The following is an 18175-nucleotide window of genomic DNA, read 5'->3' on the forward strand; positions in this document are numbered from 1 at the left end:
CCGTGTGGGTGCACGGCATCACACGTGGCGGGTCTATGCTCGCCAGATCGTGAACATTCCCGAAGTAGCCCCTCTGGTAGCGGCCTACGCCGACGAACTCATCGACGTGCGCCGTGACATCCACGCGCATCCGGAGCTCGGTTTTCAGGAGATGCGCACCACCGGGCTGGTGTTCGACCGTCTGGCGAAGGCGGGCCTGAACCCGCAGCGGCTCTCCGGCGGCACCGGGCTGTGGTGCGACATCGGTCCGGCGGGAGCGGGCCGCACCGTGGCCCTGCGCGCCGACCTGGACGCCCTGCCCCTGCCCGACCGCTGCGAACGGCCGTGGGCGTCCACCCACGAGAACGCCGCCCACGCCTGCGGTCACGACGTGCACACCACCGCCCTGCTCGGCGCCGCGCTCGCCCTGGCCGACCTGCACGAGCGCAGCCCGCTGCCCGGCCGGGTGCGGCTGATCTTCCAGCCCGCCGAGGAGAAGATGCCCGGCGGTGCGCTGAAGGTGCTCGGCGAGGGCCTTCTCGACGGCGTCACCCGGGCCTACGGCCTGCACTGCGACCCGCGTACCGACGTCGGCCGCATCGGTTCCCGGGTGGGCCCGATCACCGCCGCCGCCGACCACGTCAGCGTCACCCTGACCGGCCAGGGCGGTCACACCTCACGCCCGCACCTCACCCAGGACGTGGTGTTCGCGCTGGCCGCCGTGGTCACCGGGGTGCCGGCCGCGCTGTCCCGTCGCGTCGACCCGCGGGCCGGTGCGTCCATGGTCTGGGGCCGGGTCAACTCGGGCGTCGCGATGAACGCCATCCCCAGCTCCGGCGAGGTGGCGGGCACCTTCCGCTGCCTCGACAGCGCGGTGTGGACCATCGCCGGCTCGATCATCACCGACACCATCCAGCAGGTGGTGCAGCCCTACGGGGTGCGGGCCGAGGTGGACTACAAGCGCGGGGTGCCGCCCACCGTCAACGACGCCGACGCGGTGGCGCTGGCCGAGGCCGCGGTGCTGGCCGAGATCGGTGAGGGCGCACTCGAACTCACGCCGCAGAGCCTGGGCGGCGAGGACTTCGCCTGGATCCTCGAGAAGGTGCCGGGCGCGATGGTCCGGCTGGGCACCCGCACGCCCGGCGGCGCCACCTACGACCTGCACCGGCCCGACTTCGACGTGGACGAGCGGGCGATCGGGATCGGCGCGACGTTCCTGGCGGCCACGGCGGTGCGAGACCTGTTCAGCGACTGAGCGGGTTCAGCGCGGGAACCGGCGCCTCAGCTCCAGCCATGACCCGGGCACGGCCAGGAACAGCAGGGTGAGTGCACCGGTCACGGCGTTGACGAAGACCGGGAAACCCCAGGAGGAGAACCCCTCGAGCACGGTCGGCTGCTGATCCGGATGCAGGTGCTGATAGACGCGGTCGGCCAGCACGGCCAGTGGGAAGCAGGTCACCACCGCCCCGATCGCCAGGTACCAGAAGGCGTCCGGGATCCGCCGGTACCGCGCCAGCACCCCGAACCAGGCCGCGGTCATGCCGATCGGCAGCATGAAGAACAGAACGATCATTGGGCCTTCAGGGGGAAACATCCGCAGCGGTTCCGGCATGAGGGGGAACCGTGGACAGGGCTGACCGCTCGGCGCGCAGGCCGCCCGGTCCGCCCGTCCTGATCACGTTCTGTCATGGCGTGACAGTACCGGTGACGGTTATGTGAAGTTTGCCGGACCTCGACGAACTCTCCGGCCGCCGGGCCTAATGACGAACAGATTTCCACGGTCACGGTTCGGCCACCGAACGGTGCTCGGTCCAAACCGGCTGTGATTAGCGGCTAAGGTCGCCCCTGATACCGGCCCGGGCAGGGCCGGGACCGGCGCCGTTGTCCTGGGAGTCACGTCCCGGACGCGCCCGGTTCGTCCGAAGTTGCATTTAAGAGGAGGCACCTGTGCGCCGGGTGACCAAGCTGGTTGCGGTGGTTGCTGCCGCGACCTTCGCCCTCGCCGCCTGTGGCGGCGGGAGTGACGACGACTCGAGCACCGACGCGGGCGGCAGCTCCGCCACGTCCGACGTGAAGGTCGGTCTGGCCTACGACGTCGGCGGCCGCGGTGACCAGTCCTTCAACGACTCCGCCGCGACCGGCCTGGACAAGGCCAAGTCCGAGTTCGGCGTCGAGGCCAAGGAGCTCGAGGCGAGCACCGGTGAGACCGACACCCAGCGCGAGGAGCGGCTTCGTCTGCTCGCGCAGGGCGGTTACAACCCGGTCATCGCCGTCGGTTACGCCTACGCGACCGCCCTGGGCAACGTCGCCAAGGAGTTCCCCGACACCCAGTTCGCCATCATCGACGACTCCACGCTGGCCGACACGGCCAACGTGACCTCGCTGGTGTTCGCCGAGGAGCAGGGCTCGTACCTGGTCGGCGCGATCGCCGCCGAGGCCTCGAAGACCGGCAGCATCGGCTACATCGGCGGCGTGAACACCCCGCTGCTCCAGAAGTTCGAGGCCGGCTTCACCCAGGGCGCCGAGGCCGTGAACAAGGACATCAAGGTTCAGGTCAAGTACCTGAGCCAGCCGCCGGACTACAGCGGCTTCGGTGCTCCGGACAAGGCCGAGACCACGGCGCAGGGCATGATCGACGCCGACGCCGACGTGATCTACGCCGCCGCCGGTGGTTCCGGTTCCGGTGTGTTCAAGGCGGTCAAGGCCGCCGGTGCCGACCACTGGGCGATCGGTGTCGACTCCGACCAGTACCTGACGGCCGGCGACGACGTGAAGGACGTCATCCTCACCTCGATGCTCAAGCGCGTCGACACCTCGGTCTACGACTTCGTGAAGTCGGCCGTGGACGGCAAGGTGCTCACCGGCGTGCAGGAGTTCGACCTGTCCGACGAGGGCATCGACTACTCCACCTCGAACTCGGCCGTCGAGTCGTACGAGGCGAAGGCCGACGAGCTCAAGAAGCAGATCATCGACGGCGACATCACCGTCTCCGACAAGCCGTGATCTGACCCGGCTTTTCTGCCCGGCCGGACCTCCGGCGACAGAACTGCCAGTTCAAAGCATTAACCTGGCCGCCGTCCCGCCCGGAATCCCGGGTCGGGGCGGCGGTCCAGTTGTCCCCCTCCGGAAACGGAAGTCCAGCTGTGGGTGGAAAGGTGTCCTGTTGATGCCCGAGTCGGAAGGCGCGGTGGCCGGCGGGCCGAGCGCGGGTGAGGCCGTCCCCGCGGTCGAGCTCACAGGAATCACCAAGCGGTTCCCCGGTGTCGTCGCCAACCATGACGTGAACCTCCGGGTGATGCCCGGCACGGTGCACGCGGTGGTCGGTGAGAACGGCGCCGGCAAGTCCACGCTGATGAAGACCCTGTACGGCATGCACAAGCCGGACGAGGGCACGATCACCATCAACGGCGAGACCGTCGTGCTGCACAGCCCGTCCGACGCGATCGCGCGCGGCGTCGGCATGGTGCACCAGCACTTCATGCTGGCCGACAACCTGACCGTGCTGGAGAACGTGGTGCTCGGGGCCGAGCCCCGGCGCTGGGGCGGGTTCGGCCTGAACCGCGCCGCCGCTCGCACGAAGATCCGCGAGATCGGCAAGCAGTACGGCCTGGAGGTCGACCCCGACGCACTGGTCGAGCGCCTCGGCGTGGGAGACCGGCAGCGGGTCGAGATCATCAAGGTGCTCTACCGCGGCGCCCGCATCCTGGTGCTCGACGAGCCCACCGCCGTGCTGGTGCCGCAGGAGGTCGACGCCCTGTTCGACGCCCTGAACGTGCTGAAGGCGCAGGGCCTGTCGATCATCTTCATCTCGCACAAGCTCGACGAGGTCCGCACGGTCGCCGACGAGATCACCGTCGTGCGCCGCGGCACCACCGTCGCCACCGCCGACCCCAAGACGGTCAGCTCGCGCCAGCTCGCCGAGCTGATGGTCGGCAGCGAGCTGCCCTCGCCGCAGACCAGCGAGTCCACGGTCACCGACCGGCCGGTGCTGGAGATGAAGAGCGTCAATCTGGTGGACGACGCCAGGTCGCTCCTGCACGACGTCACGCTGACCATCCACGCCGGTGAGGTGCTGGGGCTGGCCGGGGTCGAGGGCAACGGCCAGGCCGAGCTGGTCGAGGCGATCATGGGTATGCGCTCCGTCGACAGCGGCACGATCACGCTGGACGGCGACGACATCACCACCTGGTCCACCCGCCGCCGTCGCGAGGCGGGCTGCGGCTACATCCCCGAGGACCGGCACCGGCACGGCCTGCTCCTGGACGCCCCGCTGTGGGAGAACCGGGTGCTGGGCCACCAGAGCCGCAAGCCGAACGTCCGTGGTCCGCTGGTCGACCGGGCCGGGGCCCGCAAGGACACCGAGCGCATCGTGCGCGAGTACGACGTGCGCACCCCCTCGATCGACGTCGCCGCGTCCGCCCTGTCGGGCGGTAACCAGCAGAAGCTGATCGTCGGCCGGGAGATGAGCGGCAACCCCAAGCTGCTGATCGCCGCCCACCCCACCCGGGGCGTCGACGTCGGCGCCCAGTCGGCGATCTGGGACCTGCTGCGCAATGCCCGGGCCGAGGGCCTGGCCGTGCTGCTGATCAGTGCCGACATGGACGAGCTGATCGGCCTTTCCGACAGCCTCACCGTGATCCTGCGCGGTGAGCTGGTCGCCCAGGTCGACCCGTCGACCGTCACTCCCGAACAACTCGGCTCCGCGATGACCGGGGCCGGTGAGGCTGCGTGAAGCTCAACATGGACACCGTCCGCCGCGTAGGCCTCTCGGTGGCCGCGCCCGTGCTGGCGATCGTGCTGTCGCTGGTGATCACCTCGATCGTGCTGGCCGTGGCCGGCAACGACCCGATCGCCACCGTGCAGCAGATGATCGAGTACGCGCAGGAACCGCGCACCACCACGCTGATCATCAACTCGGCGATCACCTACTACTTCGCCGCGCTGGCCGTCGCCTTCGGCTTCCGGATGAACCTGTTCAACATCGGCGTCGACGGCCAGTACCGCCTGGCCGCGCTGATGGCCGCCGCGGTCGGCGGGGCGGTCGACCTGCCCCGGGTGCTGCACGTCGGCCTGATCCTGCTGGTTGCCGTGATGGTCGGCGGGCTCTGGGCCGCCATCGCCGGTGTGCTCAAGGTGTATCGCGGGATCAGCGAGGTGATCTCGACGATCATGCTGAACTCGATCACCACCGCGCTGATCGCCTACCTGCTCACCACCGACAAGCTGGCCGTGCAGGCGGAGGGCTCGAACAACATCGGCACCCCCGAGATCCCGGCCAGCGGCCGGGTGGGCGGCCTGAGCCTGGTGCCCGACTCCACCCTCCAGGTCTACGGCCTGCTGGTGCTGGCGGTCATCGTCGGCTTCCTCTACTGGTTCATGATCGAGCACAGCCGCTTCGGTTTCGACCTGCGCGCCACCGGCCGCAACGAGGAGGCCGCGGTCGCCAGCGGCGTCAACGTCAAGCGCATGGTGCTGGTCAGCATGGCGATCTCCGGCGGCATCGCCGGCCTGGTCGGCATGCCGCAGCTGCTCGGCTCGTCGTACACCTACTCGCTCGACTTCCCGACCGGCCTGGGCTTCACCGGCATCGCGATCGCCCTGCTCGGCCGGAACACCGCGCTGGGCGTGGCGATCGGCTCGCTGCTGTGGGGCTTCCTCGACAACTCCTCGCAGATCCTCGACCTGGAGGGGGTGCCGAAGGAGATCGTGATGATCACCCAGGGCGTGATCGTGCTCTCCGTCGTCATCGCCTACGAGCTGGTGCGCCGCTACCGCCTCGTGGCGCAGCAGCGTGAGGTCGGCCGCCGGCTGAGCGAGCCCACCACGCCCTCCGAGCCCAACGCCACGCAGGGAGCGCAGGCATGAGCGCCACGCTGGAATCGACCGTTCCGCCGGCGGAGGCCCCGGCCGCCCCGAAGAAGGGCCTGACCAGGCCGGTCCGGATCACGCTCTACGTGGTGGCCGGTCTGGTGCTGCTCAGCGCGATCCGGCAGATCACCGGTGCCACCGACCTGACCTCGAACGGCACGGTCAGTGCCGCGCTGATGCTGGCCGTCCCGATCGGCCTGGCCGGTCTCGGCGGTCTGTGGTCGGAGCGGGCCGGCGTGGTCAACCTCGGTCTCGAGGGCATGATGATCCTCGGCACCTTCGGCGCCGGCTGGATCGGCTGGCAGCACGGCCCCTGGGCCGGTGTGCTGACGGCCGTCGCGTTCGGCGCGATCGGCGGTCTGGTGCACGCGGTCGCCACCGTCACCTTCGGTGTGGACCACACGGTGTCCGGTGTCGCCATCAACATCCTCGGCCTCGGCACCACCCAGTACCTGGCCGGTGAGCTGCTGGCCGACACCCCCGGTGGCGGCGAGACCCAGTCCCCGCAGATCGCCGCCCTGCCGAAACCCTCGGTGCCCGGCCTGAACTCGGTGCTGGAGCCGCTGGAGAAGCACCACTGGTTCCTGATCTCCGACATCGCGGGCATCCTGCGCGGTCTGCTCACCAACGTCTCGATCCTGACCATCCTCGCGGTGCTGCTCGTGGTGGTCAGCTACCTGATCCTCTGGCAGACCCCGTTCGGCCTGCGCCTGCGCTCGGTCGGCGAGGACCCGCACGCCGCGGAGTCGCTCGGCGTGAAGGTGCGGCTGTACAAGTACGTCGCGGTGGTGGTCTCCGGCGGTCTGGCCGGTCTGGCCGGTGCGTTCCTGGCGATCGTCGCCTCCAGCCTGTACCGCGAGGGGCAGACGGGTGGCCGCGGCTACATCGGCCTGGCCGCGATGATCTTCGGCAACTGGCGGCCGGGCGGCCTGGTGATGGGTGCCGGCCTGTTCGGCTACACCGACGCCATGCAGCTGCGTAACGCCACCGCCGTGCATGCCCTGCTGCTGGTCGTGTTCGCGCTGCTCCTGGCGGTCACGCTGCTCAACCTGTACCGCCGGCGCTGGATCCCGGCCGTGATCGGCCTGGTGTTCGCCGTGCTGTCGCTGGTCTGGTACCTGAACACCGACGAGCTGCCCGGCCCGATCACCACGATGACGCCCTACGTCACCACGCTTCTGGTGCTCGCCCTGGCAGCCCAGCATCTCCGGATGCCGAAGGCCGACGGGCTGGTCTACCGCCCGGAAGGAAAGTGACACGATGACGCACGACTCGGACCCCGGCCGGGTGGCCGGGGTCGCCGGGCCCGAGCAGATCGACTGGGCGGCCCTGCGGGCCCAGGCCCGGCTGATCATGCGGCAGGCCTACGCGCCGTACTCGAAGTTCCCGGTCGGCGCGGCCGCCCTCGTCGACGACGGCCGGATCGTGACCGGCTGCAACGTCGAGAACGCCTCGTACGGCGTGGGTCTGTGCGCGGAGTGCGGCCTGGTGTCGTCGCTCAACGCCACCGGCGGCGGCCGGCTGATCGCCTTCACCTGCGTGGGGCCGGACGGCGAGTCGCTGATGCCGTGCGGGCGCTGCCGACAGCTGCTGTACGAATTCGGCGGTCCGGAGCTGCTGGTCGAGACCAGCCACGGCGTGGTGCCGATGACCGAGGTGCTGCCCGACGCCTTCGGCCCGGCCGACCTGGCCCGCGCGAACGGCTGACGGTCTCGTGCCTTCCCCGGCGGTCCGGCCGGATGCCGGGGGAGGCCCGAAACCGCGTGCCCGGGGAGCCATCTGGTTCCTGTTGGTTTCGTTCACCCTGCTGGTCGGCTGGTACGCCCACACACAGTGGAGCCGCTACGACCGGGCCTGAATGGTTCGTACGCGCGGGGCGTAAGCGCCGGACGCCGGTTCCGGCGGCGGGTTCGTTAGTCTCCGGATCATGACCGAACCCTTCGCCGCCGTCGACGTGATCGCCGCCAAGAGAGACCGCAACCGTCTGAGCGACGCGCAGATCGACTGGGTGGTGGACGCCTACACCCGCGGGGTCGTCGCCGACGAGCAGATGTCGTCGCTGCTGATGGCGATCCTGCTGAACGGCATGCTGCCGGAGGAGATCGCCCGCTGGACCGCGGCGATGATCGCCTCCGGCGAGCGGCTGGACTTCTCCGGCCTGTCCCGCCCGACCGCCGACAAGCACTCCACCGGCGGCGTCGGCGACAAGATCACGCTGCCGCTCACCCCGCTGGTCGCGGCCTGCGGGGCGGCGGTGCCGCAGCTGTCCGGCCGCGGGCTCGGCCACACCGGCGGCACGCTGGACAAGCTGGAGTCGATCCCGGGCTGGCGGGCGCGGCTGAGCAACGCCGAGATGGCCCGGCAGCTGGACGAGGTGGGCGGCGTGATCTGCGCGGCGGGCGAGGGTCTGGCCCCCGCCGACCGCAAGCTGTACGCCCTGCGCGACGTCACCGGCACGGTCGAGTCGGTGCCGCTGATCGCCTCGTCGATCATGAGCAAGAAGATCGCCGAGGGCACCGGGTCACTGGTGCTCGACGTGAAGGTCGGCACCGGCGCCTTCATGAAGACGCAGGAGCAGGCCCGGGTGCTGGCCGAGACGATGGTGCGGCTCGGGGCGGACGCCGGCGTGAACACGGTGGCCCTGCTCACCGAGATGTCCACGCCGCTCGGCCTGACCGCGGGCAACGCGCTGGAGGTGCGCGAGTCGCTGGAGGTGCTGGCCGGTGGCGGGCCCCCGGACGTGGTCGAGCTGACCCTCGCCCTGGCGCAGGAGATGCTGGAGACCGCAGGGGTTTCCGCCGATGCGGAGGACGTGCTGAAGAGCGGCCGGGCGATGGACTCGTGGCGCCGGATGATCGCGGCCCAGGGCGGTGACCCGGACGCCCCGCTGCCGGTGGCCAGGCACACCCACCAGGTGCTCGCCCCGGCCGACGGCGTGCTGATGACGCTCGACGCGATGGCCGTCGGTATCGGCGCCTGGCGTCTGGGCGCGGGCCGCTCGCGCAAGGAAGACCCGGTGCAGGCCGCCGCCGGCATCGAGATGCACGTCAAGCCGGGTGCCGAAGTGCGCGCCGGGGAGCCGCTTCTCACGTTGCACACCGACACACCGGAGCGTTTCGAGACGGCGATCGAGGCGCTGGAGGGCGGATACACGATCGCTCCCTACGGCGACCGTCCCGAGCACCGGCCCCTGATCATCGACCGCATCACCGTCTGAGGGGCAGAGAATTCGGGACGACGATGAGCGCCGTCGGAGCTCATCGTCGTCCCAAATTTGACCGTGAACCCTAGCGGCGCAACGGTTCCCGGCCGTACGGCTGGGACGGCCGGGGGTGTGTCGGGCTCGGGGGCACCGCCAGGGTGACCGGGTCGCCGAGCTTCAGCGTGACCAGGTCGCCGTGGTGCAGGATCTCGAGCTCGTCGTCCGGGTTCCGCTCGTGGTCGCTGAGCGTGTAGGTGGCCTGCTTGCCGTCCGTCTCCACCCGCAGGCGCAGGCCCTTGTGGGTGATCGTGAAGGCGAGCCGGTCCAGGCCCTCGGGAAGCCGCGGCGCGAAAGCGAGAGTGCCTGTCGTGTCACGCATTCCACCGAACCCGGCGACCAGTGACATCCAGGTGCCCGCCAGCGCGGCGATGTGCAGCCCGTTGGTCGTGTTGCTGTGCAGGTCGTGCAGGTCGGTGAGGGCGTTCTCGATGGTGTAGTCGTAGGCCAGGCCGAGATGCCCGACCTCCGCGGCCAGCACCGACTGCGTGCAGGCCGACAACGACGAGTCGCGCACCGTGAGCTTCTCGTAGTAGGCGAAGTTGGCCGCCTTCTGCTCCGGGGTGAACGCGTCGCCCCGCAACTGCATGGCCAGCACCAGGTCTGCCTGTTTGACCACCTGCTGCCGGTACAGCTGCACGTACGGCATGGTGAGCAGGAGCGGGTAGTCCTCCTCGGTGAGCGACTCGAAGTCCATCACCGCGTGCCGGGTGAAACCCTCGGCCTGCGGGTGCACGCCGAGCTTTTCGTCGTACGGGATGAACATCGAGTCGGCGCACTGCCGCCAGGCGCTGATCTCCTCGGCGTCCACCTCCAGCGCCTCGGCCTCCTCGGTGTAGCTGGAGGCCGCCGTGGCCGCGGCCCGCAGGTTCCGCTGTGCCATCAGGTTGGTGTAGACGTTGTTGTCGGTGATCGCGCTGTACTCGTCCGGCCCGGTGACACCGTCGATGCGGAACCAGCCGTCCCGGTCGAACTGGCCGAAAGAGCGCCACAGCCGGGCGGTCTCGACCAGCAGGGGCAGGCCGATCTCACGGTCGAACTCGTCGTCCTCGGTGGCCCCGTGGTAGCGGATCACCGCGTCGGCGATGTCGGCGTTGATGTGGAACGCCGCGGTGCCGGCCGGCCAGTAGCCGGAGCACTCGTCACCGTTGATCGTGCGCCACGGGAACGAGGCACCCTTCAGGCCCAGCGTGGCCGCACGGTCCTTGGCCTTCTGGAGGGTGCTGTGCCGCCAGCGCAGGGCGTCGGCGGCCGCGCGCGGGGCGGTGTGGATCAGCACCGGCAGCACGAAGGTCTCGGTGTCCCAGAAGCAGTGCCCGTCGTAGCCCGGGCCGGTCAGGCCCTTGGCCGGCACCGGCCGCTGCTCCGCCCGGGCCCCGGCCTGGATGATGTGGAACAACGCGAAACGCACGGCCTGCTGGAGCTCTTCGTCACCGTCGACCTCGACGTCGGCGCGCGCCCAGAACTCGTCCAGGTACTGCCGCTGCTCGGCCAGCAGGTCGTCCCAGCCGGTGTGGATGGCACCGGTCAGGCCGGCCGCCACCTGGTCGCGCAGGGCAGGCAGGGAACGCTGAGAGCTCCAGCCGTAGCTGACGAACTTGATCAGCCGCAGCTTCTGGCCCGGGCGCAGGGTGGCCGTGACGGTGAGGCGGCCCCAGTCCGGGCGCACGCCCCAGTTGGTGGAGACCTTGACGCCCTCCGGCACCTCGATCACGTGCTCGGCCGCGGCGGCGACGCGGCGGCCGCTGTGCCGGGTCTCGTGCACCAGGGTGATGCGGTTGCCGTTGCAGTCGTGCTCCAGGGCCTGGAGCGGGTTGTGCATGGCGGCGGCGACCCGCGGGTCCACCGAACCGCCTTCCGGCAGTTGCTCGTTCGCGACCAGCTCGGACTGGAGCACCACGCGGGCGGTCTCGTGCAGCGGCTCGACCTCGTAGGCGATCGCCATCACTGAACGGTGGGTGAACGAGACCAGCCGGGTGGAGGTGACCCGCACCGCCTGGTCGGCGGGGGAGCGCCACTCCGCCTGACGGCGCAGCGTGCCCGCCCGCATGTCGAGCACCCGCTCGTGACTGTCCAGGTGCCCGTAGCGCAGGTCGAACGGCTCGTCGTCGACCAGCAGGCGGATCAGCTTGCCGTTGGTGACGTTGATGATCGTCTGGCCGGACTCCGGATAGCCGTAGCCGGCCTCGGCGTACGGCAGCGGCCTACGTTCGTAGACCGAGTTCAGGTAGGTGCCGGGCAGACCGTGGGGCTCGCCCTCGTCGAGGTTTCCGCGGATCCCGATGTGCCCGTTCGAGAGAGCGAAGACCGACTCGGTGGACCCGAGGTCTTCGAGGTGCAGCTCGGTCTCGCGGATGCACCACGGCTCGACTGTGAATGCGGCTCGGCGGTTCATGCGCGGTTATCTATCAGTTGTGCCAGATCGGTCACCACCACATCCGCCCCATGCTGGGCGAGTGCCGCACCGTGACCCACCCGGTCGACTCCGACGACGATGCCGAAAGCTCCCGAATGTCCGGCTTCCACGCCGGCAATCGCGTCTTCGAACACCGCCGCCTGGGCGGGCTCGAAGCCGAGCCGGCGGGCGCCCTCGACGAACGTGTCGGGGGCGGGCTTGCCGTGCAGGCCCGCGGCGATGGCGGCCTGGGCGTCGATCCGGGTCTCGACGAACTTCTCCAGTCCGGTGACCCGCAGGATCTCGGCGGTGTTGGCGCTGGACGACACCACGGCGATGCGCAGACCGGCGGCCTGGGCAGCCTCCAGGTAGCGCACCGAGCCCTGGTAGACCGTGACGCCTTCCTTCTCGATCTTCTCGTGCACCAGGTTGTTCTTGCGGTTGCCCAGCCCGTTCACCGACTCCGTCTGCGCGGAGTCGTCGGCGGTGCCCTCGGGGAGCGTGATGCCGCGCGAGGTCAGGAAACTGCGGGTTCCGTCCTGCCGGCGCTTGCCGTCGACGTACTTCACGTAGTCGGTGGCGATGTCGAACGGGACGAACTGCTCACCCAGGCGTTCCGCCCGTTCGGCGAGATAGGCGTCGAACATCTCCTTCCAGGCTGAGGCGTGGACCGACGCGGTGTCGGTGATGACGCCGTCGAGGTCGAAGAGGCAAGCTAAAACGTGTTCGGGCAGGCCGACGTCTCGCGGCCGCGCTGTCTGCGGATCGGACATGCGTCCAAGCACACCACAGCACGAGGGGTGTCGCAGACGCGTTCGGCACAACCGTGCGCCGCCGCTGCCGGTCGAGGAGGTCGCGCAACCGCTCACGGATCCGGCCCGGATTGGCGTGCGCTGGGCGGATGAGGTGTGCAGGATGGTCGGCATGGACCTGCCCGTGCTGCCGCCGGTCAAGCCGATGCTGGCGAAATCGGTTCCGGAAATCCCGGATGTCGGTCACGTCGAACCGAAGTGGGACGGCTTCCGCACCATCGTGTTCCGTGACGGCGACGATCTGGAACTGGGCAGTCGCAACGAGAAACCGATGACCCGCTACTTTCCGGAGCTGGTCGAGGCGCTGCGGCGGAACATCCCGGAACGCTGTGTCATCGACGGCGAGATCGTGACGATCGTCGGCGACCGGCTCCAGTTCGAGGTGCTCCAGCAGCGCATCCACCCGGCGGCCAGCCGGATCAAGCTGCTGTCGGAGCAGACGCCGGCCTCGTTCGTCGCCTTCGACCTGCTCGCGCTGGGCTCGGAGAGCCTGATGGGGCAACCGTTCTCGGTGCGCCGGGCCCGGCTGGTGCAGGCGCTGGCACAGGCCCGTGCGCCGATCCACGTCACTCCCGCCACCGCCGACCTGGCCACCGCCCGGGACTGGTTCGGCATGTTCGAGGGTGCGGGACTGGACGGGGTGGTCGCGAAACCCCTGGACGGTCCGTATCTGCCGGACAAACGCACGATGTTCAAGGTGAAGCACGCCCGTACGGCGGACTGCGTGGTGGCCGGATTCCGCTGGCACAAGAGCGGTCCGGTGGTGGGATCGCTGCTGCTCGGCCTGTATCGCGACGACGGCTCGCTCCAGCACGTCGGGGTGGCTGCCTCGTTCCCGATGGCCCGCCGCGCCGAACTGGTGCAGGAGCTGGAGCCGTACCGGATGGCGGTGGACGAGCTGGGTGCTCATCCCTGGGGGAAGTGGGCCGAGGCGCAGGCCCACGAGCACCAGCGGATGCCGGGCAACGTGTCACGCTGGAACGCGACGAAAGACCTGTCGTTCGTGCCCTTACGGCCTGATCTGGTGGTGGAGGTGGCCTATGACCAGATGGAGGGCGACCGCTTCCGGCACACCGCGCAGTTCCGCCGCTGGCGCACCGACCGCACCCCGGACAGCTGCGGCTACGGACAGCTGGAGCGGCCGGTGAGCTTCCGGCTTGACGACGTGCTGTCGCCGGTCGGATCGCGCCCGCCGGCGATCGAGGGCGATTAGTTTCAGCGGCTCGTGCGGTCTTGAGGTAGGTGGACCCCGCCCACCCGGGGAGACACGTCTCCCTTGCCGGTTGGTTGGGAAGGGGGCAGTGCGAGGGCACTTTGGGCTCGACGGCTGGAGGCGGGCGACTCGATCGGGCACGACGGGGCGACTCGAACGGGCACGACGGGGCGACTCGAACGGGCACGACAGGGCGACGAGGGGACGACGATGGCGGCGAAGAGCGCGGCGGTGCAGATCGAGGTCGAGGGCCCGGAGGGTGTCCGGCAGGTGCGGCTGTCCAGCCCGGACCGGGTGCTCTGGCCCGAGCTCGGCATCACCAAGCGCGACCTGGCCGACTACGTGGTCGCGGTCGGCCCGGCCCTGCTCCGGGCGCTGGGCGACCGGCCGGTGTCGCTGGAGCGCTTCCCCGAGGGGGTGGAGGGGGAACGGTTCTACTCGAAGAACCCGCCCCGCGGCGTCCCTGATTTCGCCCGTTCGGTGAAGGTGACCTACCCCAGCGGCCGCAGTCATCCGCAGCTGGTGGTCGACGAGATCGCCACCGCGGTCTGGGCCGTGCAGATGAACACGCTGACCTTTCACCCCTGGCCGGTGCGCACGGCCGACACCGACAACCCCGACGAGCTGCGCCTCGACCTGGACCCGCAGCCCGGGCGGGGTTACGCCGACGCGGTCGAGGCGGCCCTGCGCCTGCGCGAGCTGCTGACCGAACTCGGGCTCACCGGCTACGTGAAGAGCTCCGGCAACCGCGGCGTGCACGTGTTCACCCCGATCGCCCCGGCCCACGAGTTCCTCGACGTGCGGCACGCCGCCATCGGGATCGGCCGTGAGCTGGAGCGCCGCGCCCCCGATCTGGTCACCACGGCCTGGTGGAAGGAGGAGCGCGGAGAACGGGTGTTCGTCGATTTCAACCAGTGCACCCGAGACCGCACGATGGCCGGCGCCTACAGTCCCAGGCCGTTGCCGCACGCCCCGGTCTCCACCCCGCTCAGCTGGGACGAGCTGCCCGGCATCGACCCGAAAACCCTGACGGTGAAGACGGTTCCGCAGCTCCTGGCGGATCGGGGCGACCCCTGGGAGACGCTCCACGACCGGGCCGGCGACATCGGCCCGGCCCTGGAGCTGTGGCGGCGCGACCTGGAGAACGGGCTGGGCGAGCTGCCGTTCCCGCCGGACTACCCGAAGATGCCCGGGGAACCCAAGCGCGCGCGTCCCTCGGTCTCGAGAAGTGACACCGAGGGCATCCCGGACCGCGACTGGTACGCCGACCCGGCCCGCTGGGACGGTGACAGGCCGAAAGGCTCTTGAGCCGGCGGGGCAGTTACGATCCAGCGGCAGATGGTTGACGTTCCGCTGCCGGGCGGGTGCCTGGCTATAAGCTGCCCGGGTGTCCAGTCCAGTTGAACTAGCGAGCCTCTCGCGCGCCCCGAAGGTGCTGCTGCACGATCACCTGGACGGCGGCCTCCGGCCGTCGACGGTGTGCGAGATCGCCGCCGAGATAGGCCATGAACTTCCCGCCACCGACCCCACCGAGCTGGGCGAGTGGTTCCGCCGTAGCGCCGACTCCGGGTCGCTGGAGCGCTACCTCGAGACCTTCGTGCACACCGTCGCGGTGATGCAGCGCCGCCAGGACCTGGTGCGGGTGGCCCGCGAGGCCGCGCTCGACCTGGCCGCCGACGGCGTGGTCTACGCCGAGATCCGCTACGCCCCGGAGCAGCACCTGGAGGCCGGCCTCACCCTCGACGAGGTGGTCGCCGCGGTCGGCGAGGGCCTGGCCGAGGGCGAGAAGGAGGCCGCGGCCTCGGGTCACGCGATCCGCACCGGTCAGCTGGTCACCGCCATGCGCCACGCCGCGCGCAGCCGGGAGATCGCCGAGCTGGCCGAGCGGCACCGGGAGAACGGCGTGGTCGGGTTCGACATCGCCGGGGCCGAGGCCGGTTTCCCGCCCTCGCGTCACCTCGACGCCTTCGACTACCTGCACGAAGCCAACATGCACGTGACCATCCACGCCGGTGAGGCCTTCGGCCTGCCGAGCATCTGGGAGGCCGTGCAGGTCTGCGGCGCCGACCGGCTCGGTCACGGCGTGCGGATCATGGACGACATCCAGGTGCTGGGCGGCATCGACGAGTACGGCCGCCCGGCGGCCGAGCTCGGCAAGCTGGCCGGCTGGGTGCGCGACAAGCGCATCCCGCTGGAGCTGTGCCCGTCCAGCAACGTGCAGACCGGCGCCGCCAGCAGCATCTCCGAGCACCCGATCGGCCTGCTCAAGGACCTGCGGTTCCGGGTCACGCTGAACACCGACAACCGGCTGATGTCCGGCACCTCGATGACGCAGGAGATGACGCTGCTGGTCGAGCGGGCCGGATGGTCGCTGGAAGACCTACGATGGGTCACCATTAATGCGCTAAAGAGTGCTTTCATCCCATTTGATGAGAGGCTCGCTCTGATCGAGGGCGTCGTGAAACCCGGTTACGCCCAGTTGGGCGCCGGCTAGCCGACCCGAAGGAGGGGACTGAGCGGTGGCGTACCGGCCGGCCCGCTTCCCGGGCTCCCGGCGCGTACTCGCCGCGGATGCGGTGGGACGCTACGACCTGCGCCGGACGATGATGGCCCGGCTGCTGGCCTCCAACCCGGCCCTGTCCTTGCTGCTCCTGGTCGGGGACGTCGACATGGACGAACTCGACCTCGACCCCAGCAACGGCGCCGAGGCGGTGTCCGCCGCCTTCACCCGTCCCGAGCCGGACGTGCACGGCCTGATCATCGCCGGCAACCTGGTGGTGAGCCAGGCCGTGCAGCACCCCCGCTCGGCCACCGGCATGTCGCTGTACGTGCTCGGCGACCTGAAGGCCCGCAACATCGCGATCAGCGGGCTGGAGCTCGTGGTGCGTGGCGATCTGCGGGTTTCCGAGGTTTTCGGCGGAGCGGGGCCGTCCGGCGGGGCCCGGCTGGACGGCGACGTCTCGGCCAAGCTGCTGATCTCCGAGGCCTTCCCGATGCTGGTCGGCGGCGCGCTGAAGGCACCGGTGCTGGAGAACGGCCGCACCCGCATCGGTGTGGTCGAGGGCCAGGGCGTGCGCGAGGCCCGGGGCGAGGTGCCGCCCTCGCTGGTGCTGACCGGCCAGGTGCTGGAGACCACCCCGGACGGGCCGGAACGGTTCGCCTGGCAGCGCTTCCGCCAGGCCGTGGCCTCCCGGGTGCCCACCCTCACCCCCGACTACCTGACCGGCCGCACCAACCTGGACTCGATGCGCGAGCTGCGCCGGCTGGCCTCCGAGATCGACGTGGTGCTGGCCGAGGGCCGTTACGCGCGCGGGGCCGAGCTGCTGCGCAAGGCCCGGGCCCTGGGCGCACCGCGCGAGGAGACCGGGCTGAAGCTGGCCGACGCGATCTACCGGGTGCACCACGGCACGGGCAGCCGCGAGGCCCTGGCCGAGGCGCTGGAACTGCTCGACGAGGCGCTCGGCCCCGAGCCCGACCCGGCCGCGGTGATGGCGCACCCGCAGGCCCTGCTCCAGCGTGCGGCCATCCTGCTGCAACTGCGCGAGCACGACGACGACGCGTTCGACCAGGCCCTGCGCGACTGCTCGCTGGCGGCCGTCACCATGCCCACGCACGAAAGGGCAGGCATCGCAGGGCTGATGGGGCAGTGGTTGTTCACCCGTCACCGCTACGACGAGTGCGTTCCGTATCTGCGCCAGGCCCTGGCCACCGATCCGGACGACGGCGCGCAGCACGGCCGGCTGGCCCGGGCGCTGTGGATGCTGGACCGGGAGGCCGAGGCGCTGCCGCACGCCACGCGTTCGCTGGAGCTGAACCCGGCCGACGACCGTATGTGGTACGTCCGGGGCAAGTGTCAGCAGGTGCTCGGCGACCCCGAGGATGCCCGCCTCGACCTGGCCACCTACCTGGAACTGCACCCGGACGACGACCTCGCGGTCGAGGCGCTGATCGTGATCGACCTGGATGCCGACGACATCGACAAGGCGGTCGACACGGCCCTCGGCTTCATCGAGGCCAATCCCGGGATCGACGGTGCGCCAGCACGTTTCGGCCGGCTGCTGCACCTGCGCGGGCACTCCGACCTGGCCGTGCCGCTGCTTCGCCGGGCCATGCAGGTGAACCCGGACGACTCCACGCTGGTGCGCGACCTGGCGGTGGCGTTGAGCGAGAGCGGGCAGGACCACACCGGTCTCGACACCGCCCTGCGCCGCGCCGAGATCGACATGGCCGGCGACCATCTGGCCTACCTGCGGGCGGAGGTGAACCTGGCGCTGGCCGACCCGAACGCGGCCGGGCCCGACCTGGAGGAGTACCTGGGCCGGCACCCGGACTCGGCGCGGGCGCTCGCCTCGCTGGCCGGCATCCGCCTGCTGCAACTGCGCCCGGCCGAGGCCAGGGAGCTGCTGGAGGCGGCGCGCCGCATCGCCCCCGACGACGAGTACGTCGAAAGCGTGGCCGAGAAGGCCGGTTTCAGTAAGAAAATCGATCTGACCAGCCGGCCGGTCGCCACCTCGGGGCCCACCCAGGCCATGCGGCAGGACCCGAAACCCCTGGTCCGCGAGGACGAACGGGCCCCGGCCACCCAATTCTCGTTCGGTGACGCGGGGTACCGTCGTCGTTAGGCCGATCTCAATGGTAAACGGCGGAAC

At 70.3% G+C, this 18175-nt stretch carries 14 protein-coding genes; 11 read left to right on the top strand and 3 right to left on the bottom strand.

Annotated elements, in window-relative coordinates:
- Positions 1-49 precede the first annotated feature (49 nt).
- A complete protein-coding gene (locus KIH74_RS03480; RefSeq protein ID WP_214154231.1) occupies positions 50-1234 on the top strand; it encodes an amidohydrolase in 1185 nt (394 codons plus the stop codon).
- A 6-nt stretch (positions 1235-1240) separates the two neighbouring features.
- Here the strand turns inward: KIH74_RS03480 and KIH74_RS03485 are convergent, their stop codons facing one another.
- Positions 1241-1552 carry a hypothetical protein gene (locus tag KIH74_RS03485; protein ID WP_214154232.1) on the bottom strand — a complete coding sequence of 104 codons (312 nt, stop codon included), beginning with the start codon at positions 1550-1552 and terminating at the stop codon, positions 1241-1243.
- A 374-nt stretch (positions 1553-1926) separates the two neighbouring features.
- Here KIH74_RS03485 and KIH74_RS03490 point away from each other — a divergent pair, with 374 nt between their 5' ends.
- The 6 genes from KIH74_RS03490 to KIH74_RS03515 all read left to right on the top strand — a co-directional run bounded on the left by KIH74_RS03490 (position 1927) and on the right by KIH74_RS03515 (position 9064).
- Positions 1927-2982, top strand: a complete 1056-nt coding sequence (locus KIH74_RS03490) for a BMP family lipoprotein (RefSeq protein WP_214154233.1) — start codon at positions 1927-1929, stop codon at positions 2980-2982.
- A 163-nt stretch (positions 2983-3145) separates the two neighbouring features.
- A complete protein-coding gene (locus KIH74_RS03495) occupies positions 3146-4711 on the top strand; it encodes an ABC transporter ATP-binding protein (RefSeq protein ID WP_214154234.1) in 1566 nt (521 codons plus the stop codon).
- Positions 4708-5844: an ABC transporter permease gene (locus tag KIH74_RS03500; RefSeq protein ID WP_214154235.1), complete on the top strand. Its 1137-nt coding sequence runs from the start codon at positions 4708-4710 to the stop codon at positions 5842-5844. The genes KIH74_RS03495 and KIH74_RS03500 overlap by 4 nt, the downstream gene beginning before the upstream one ends.
- Entirely contained in the window at positions 5841-7103 is a 1263-nt protein-coding gene (locus tag KIH74_RS03505) for an ABC transporter permease (RefSeq protein ID WP_214154236.1), read from the top strand. The genes KIH74_RS03500 and KIH74_RS03505 overlap by 4 nt, the downstream gene beginning before the upstream one ends.
- 4 nt (positions 7104-7107) lie before the next feature.
- Complete coding sequence (locus tag KIH74_RS03510) at positions 7108-7554, top strand: cytidine deaminase (RefSeq protein WP_214154237.1); 447 nt, start codon at positions 7108-7110, stop codon at positions 7552-7554.
- Between the two features lie 220 nt (positions 7555-7774).
- Positions 7775-9064, top strand: coding sequence for a thymidine phosphorylase (locus tag KIH74_RS03515; protein WP_214154238.1), 1290 nt, complete (start codon positions 7775-7777; stop codon positions 9062-9064).
- A 70-nt stretch (positions 9065-9134) separates the two neighbouring features.
- On the opposite strand, the gene KIH74_RS03520 is transcribed toward KIH74_RS03515, so the two are convergent.
- Positions 9135-11501, bottom strand: a complete 2367-nt coding sequence (locus tag KIH74_RS03520) for a glycoside hydrolase family 65 protein (protein ID WP_214154239.1) — start codon at positions 11499-11501, stop codon at positions 9135-9137.
- The gene (locus KIH74_RS03525; RefSeq protein ID WP_214154446.1) at positions 11498-12274 is read right to left on the bottom strand and encodes a beta-phosphoglucomutase family hydrolase; all 777 of its coding nucleotides are present in this window, start codon (positions 12272-12274) and stop codon (positions 11498-11500) included. The genes KIH74_RS03520 and KIH74_RS03525 overlap by 4 nt, the downstream gene beginning before the upstream one ends.
- Before the next feature lie 151 nt (positions 12275-12425).
- Between KIH74_RS03525 and KIH74_RS03530 the strand changes: the two genes are divergently transcribed.
- From KIH74_RS03530 to KIH74_RS38315, 4 genes are all read left to right on the top strand, one after another.
- A complete protein-coding gene (locus KIH74_RS03530) occupies positions 12426-13526 on the top strand; it encodes an ATP-dependent DNA ligase (RefSeq protein WP_246570920.1) in 1101 nt (366 codons plus the stop codon).
- 210 nt (positions 13527-13736) lie between these two features.
- A complete protein-coding gene (gene ligD, locus KIH74_RS03535) occupies positions 13737-14834 on the top strand; it encodes a non-homologous end-joining DNA ligase (RefSeq protein WP_214154241.1) in 1098 nt (365 codons plus the stop codon).
- Between the two features lie 79 nt (positions 14835-14913).
- Complete coding sequence (locus KIH74_RS03540) at positions 14914-16020, top strand: adenosine deaminase (protein ID WP_214154242.1); 1107 nt, start codon at positions 14914-14916, stop codon at positions 16018-16020.
- A gap of 25 nt (positions 16021-16045) precedes the next feature.
- A complete protein-coding gene (locus KIH74_RS38315) occupies positions 16046-18148 on the top strand; it encodes a tetratricopeptide repeat protein (RefSeq protein WP_214154243.1) in 2103 nt (700 codons plus the stop codon).
- Positions 18149-18175: the final 27 nt, after the last annotated feature.

The sequence above is a fragment of the Kineosporia corallincola genome, assembly GCF_018499875.1.
Classification (GTDB): Bacteria; Actinomycetota; Actinomycetes; order Actinomycetales; family Kineosporiaceae; genus Kineosporia; species Kineosporia corallincola.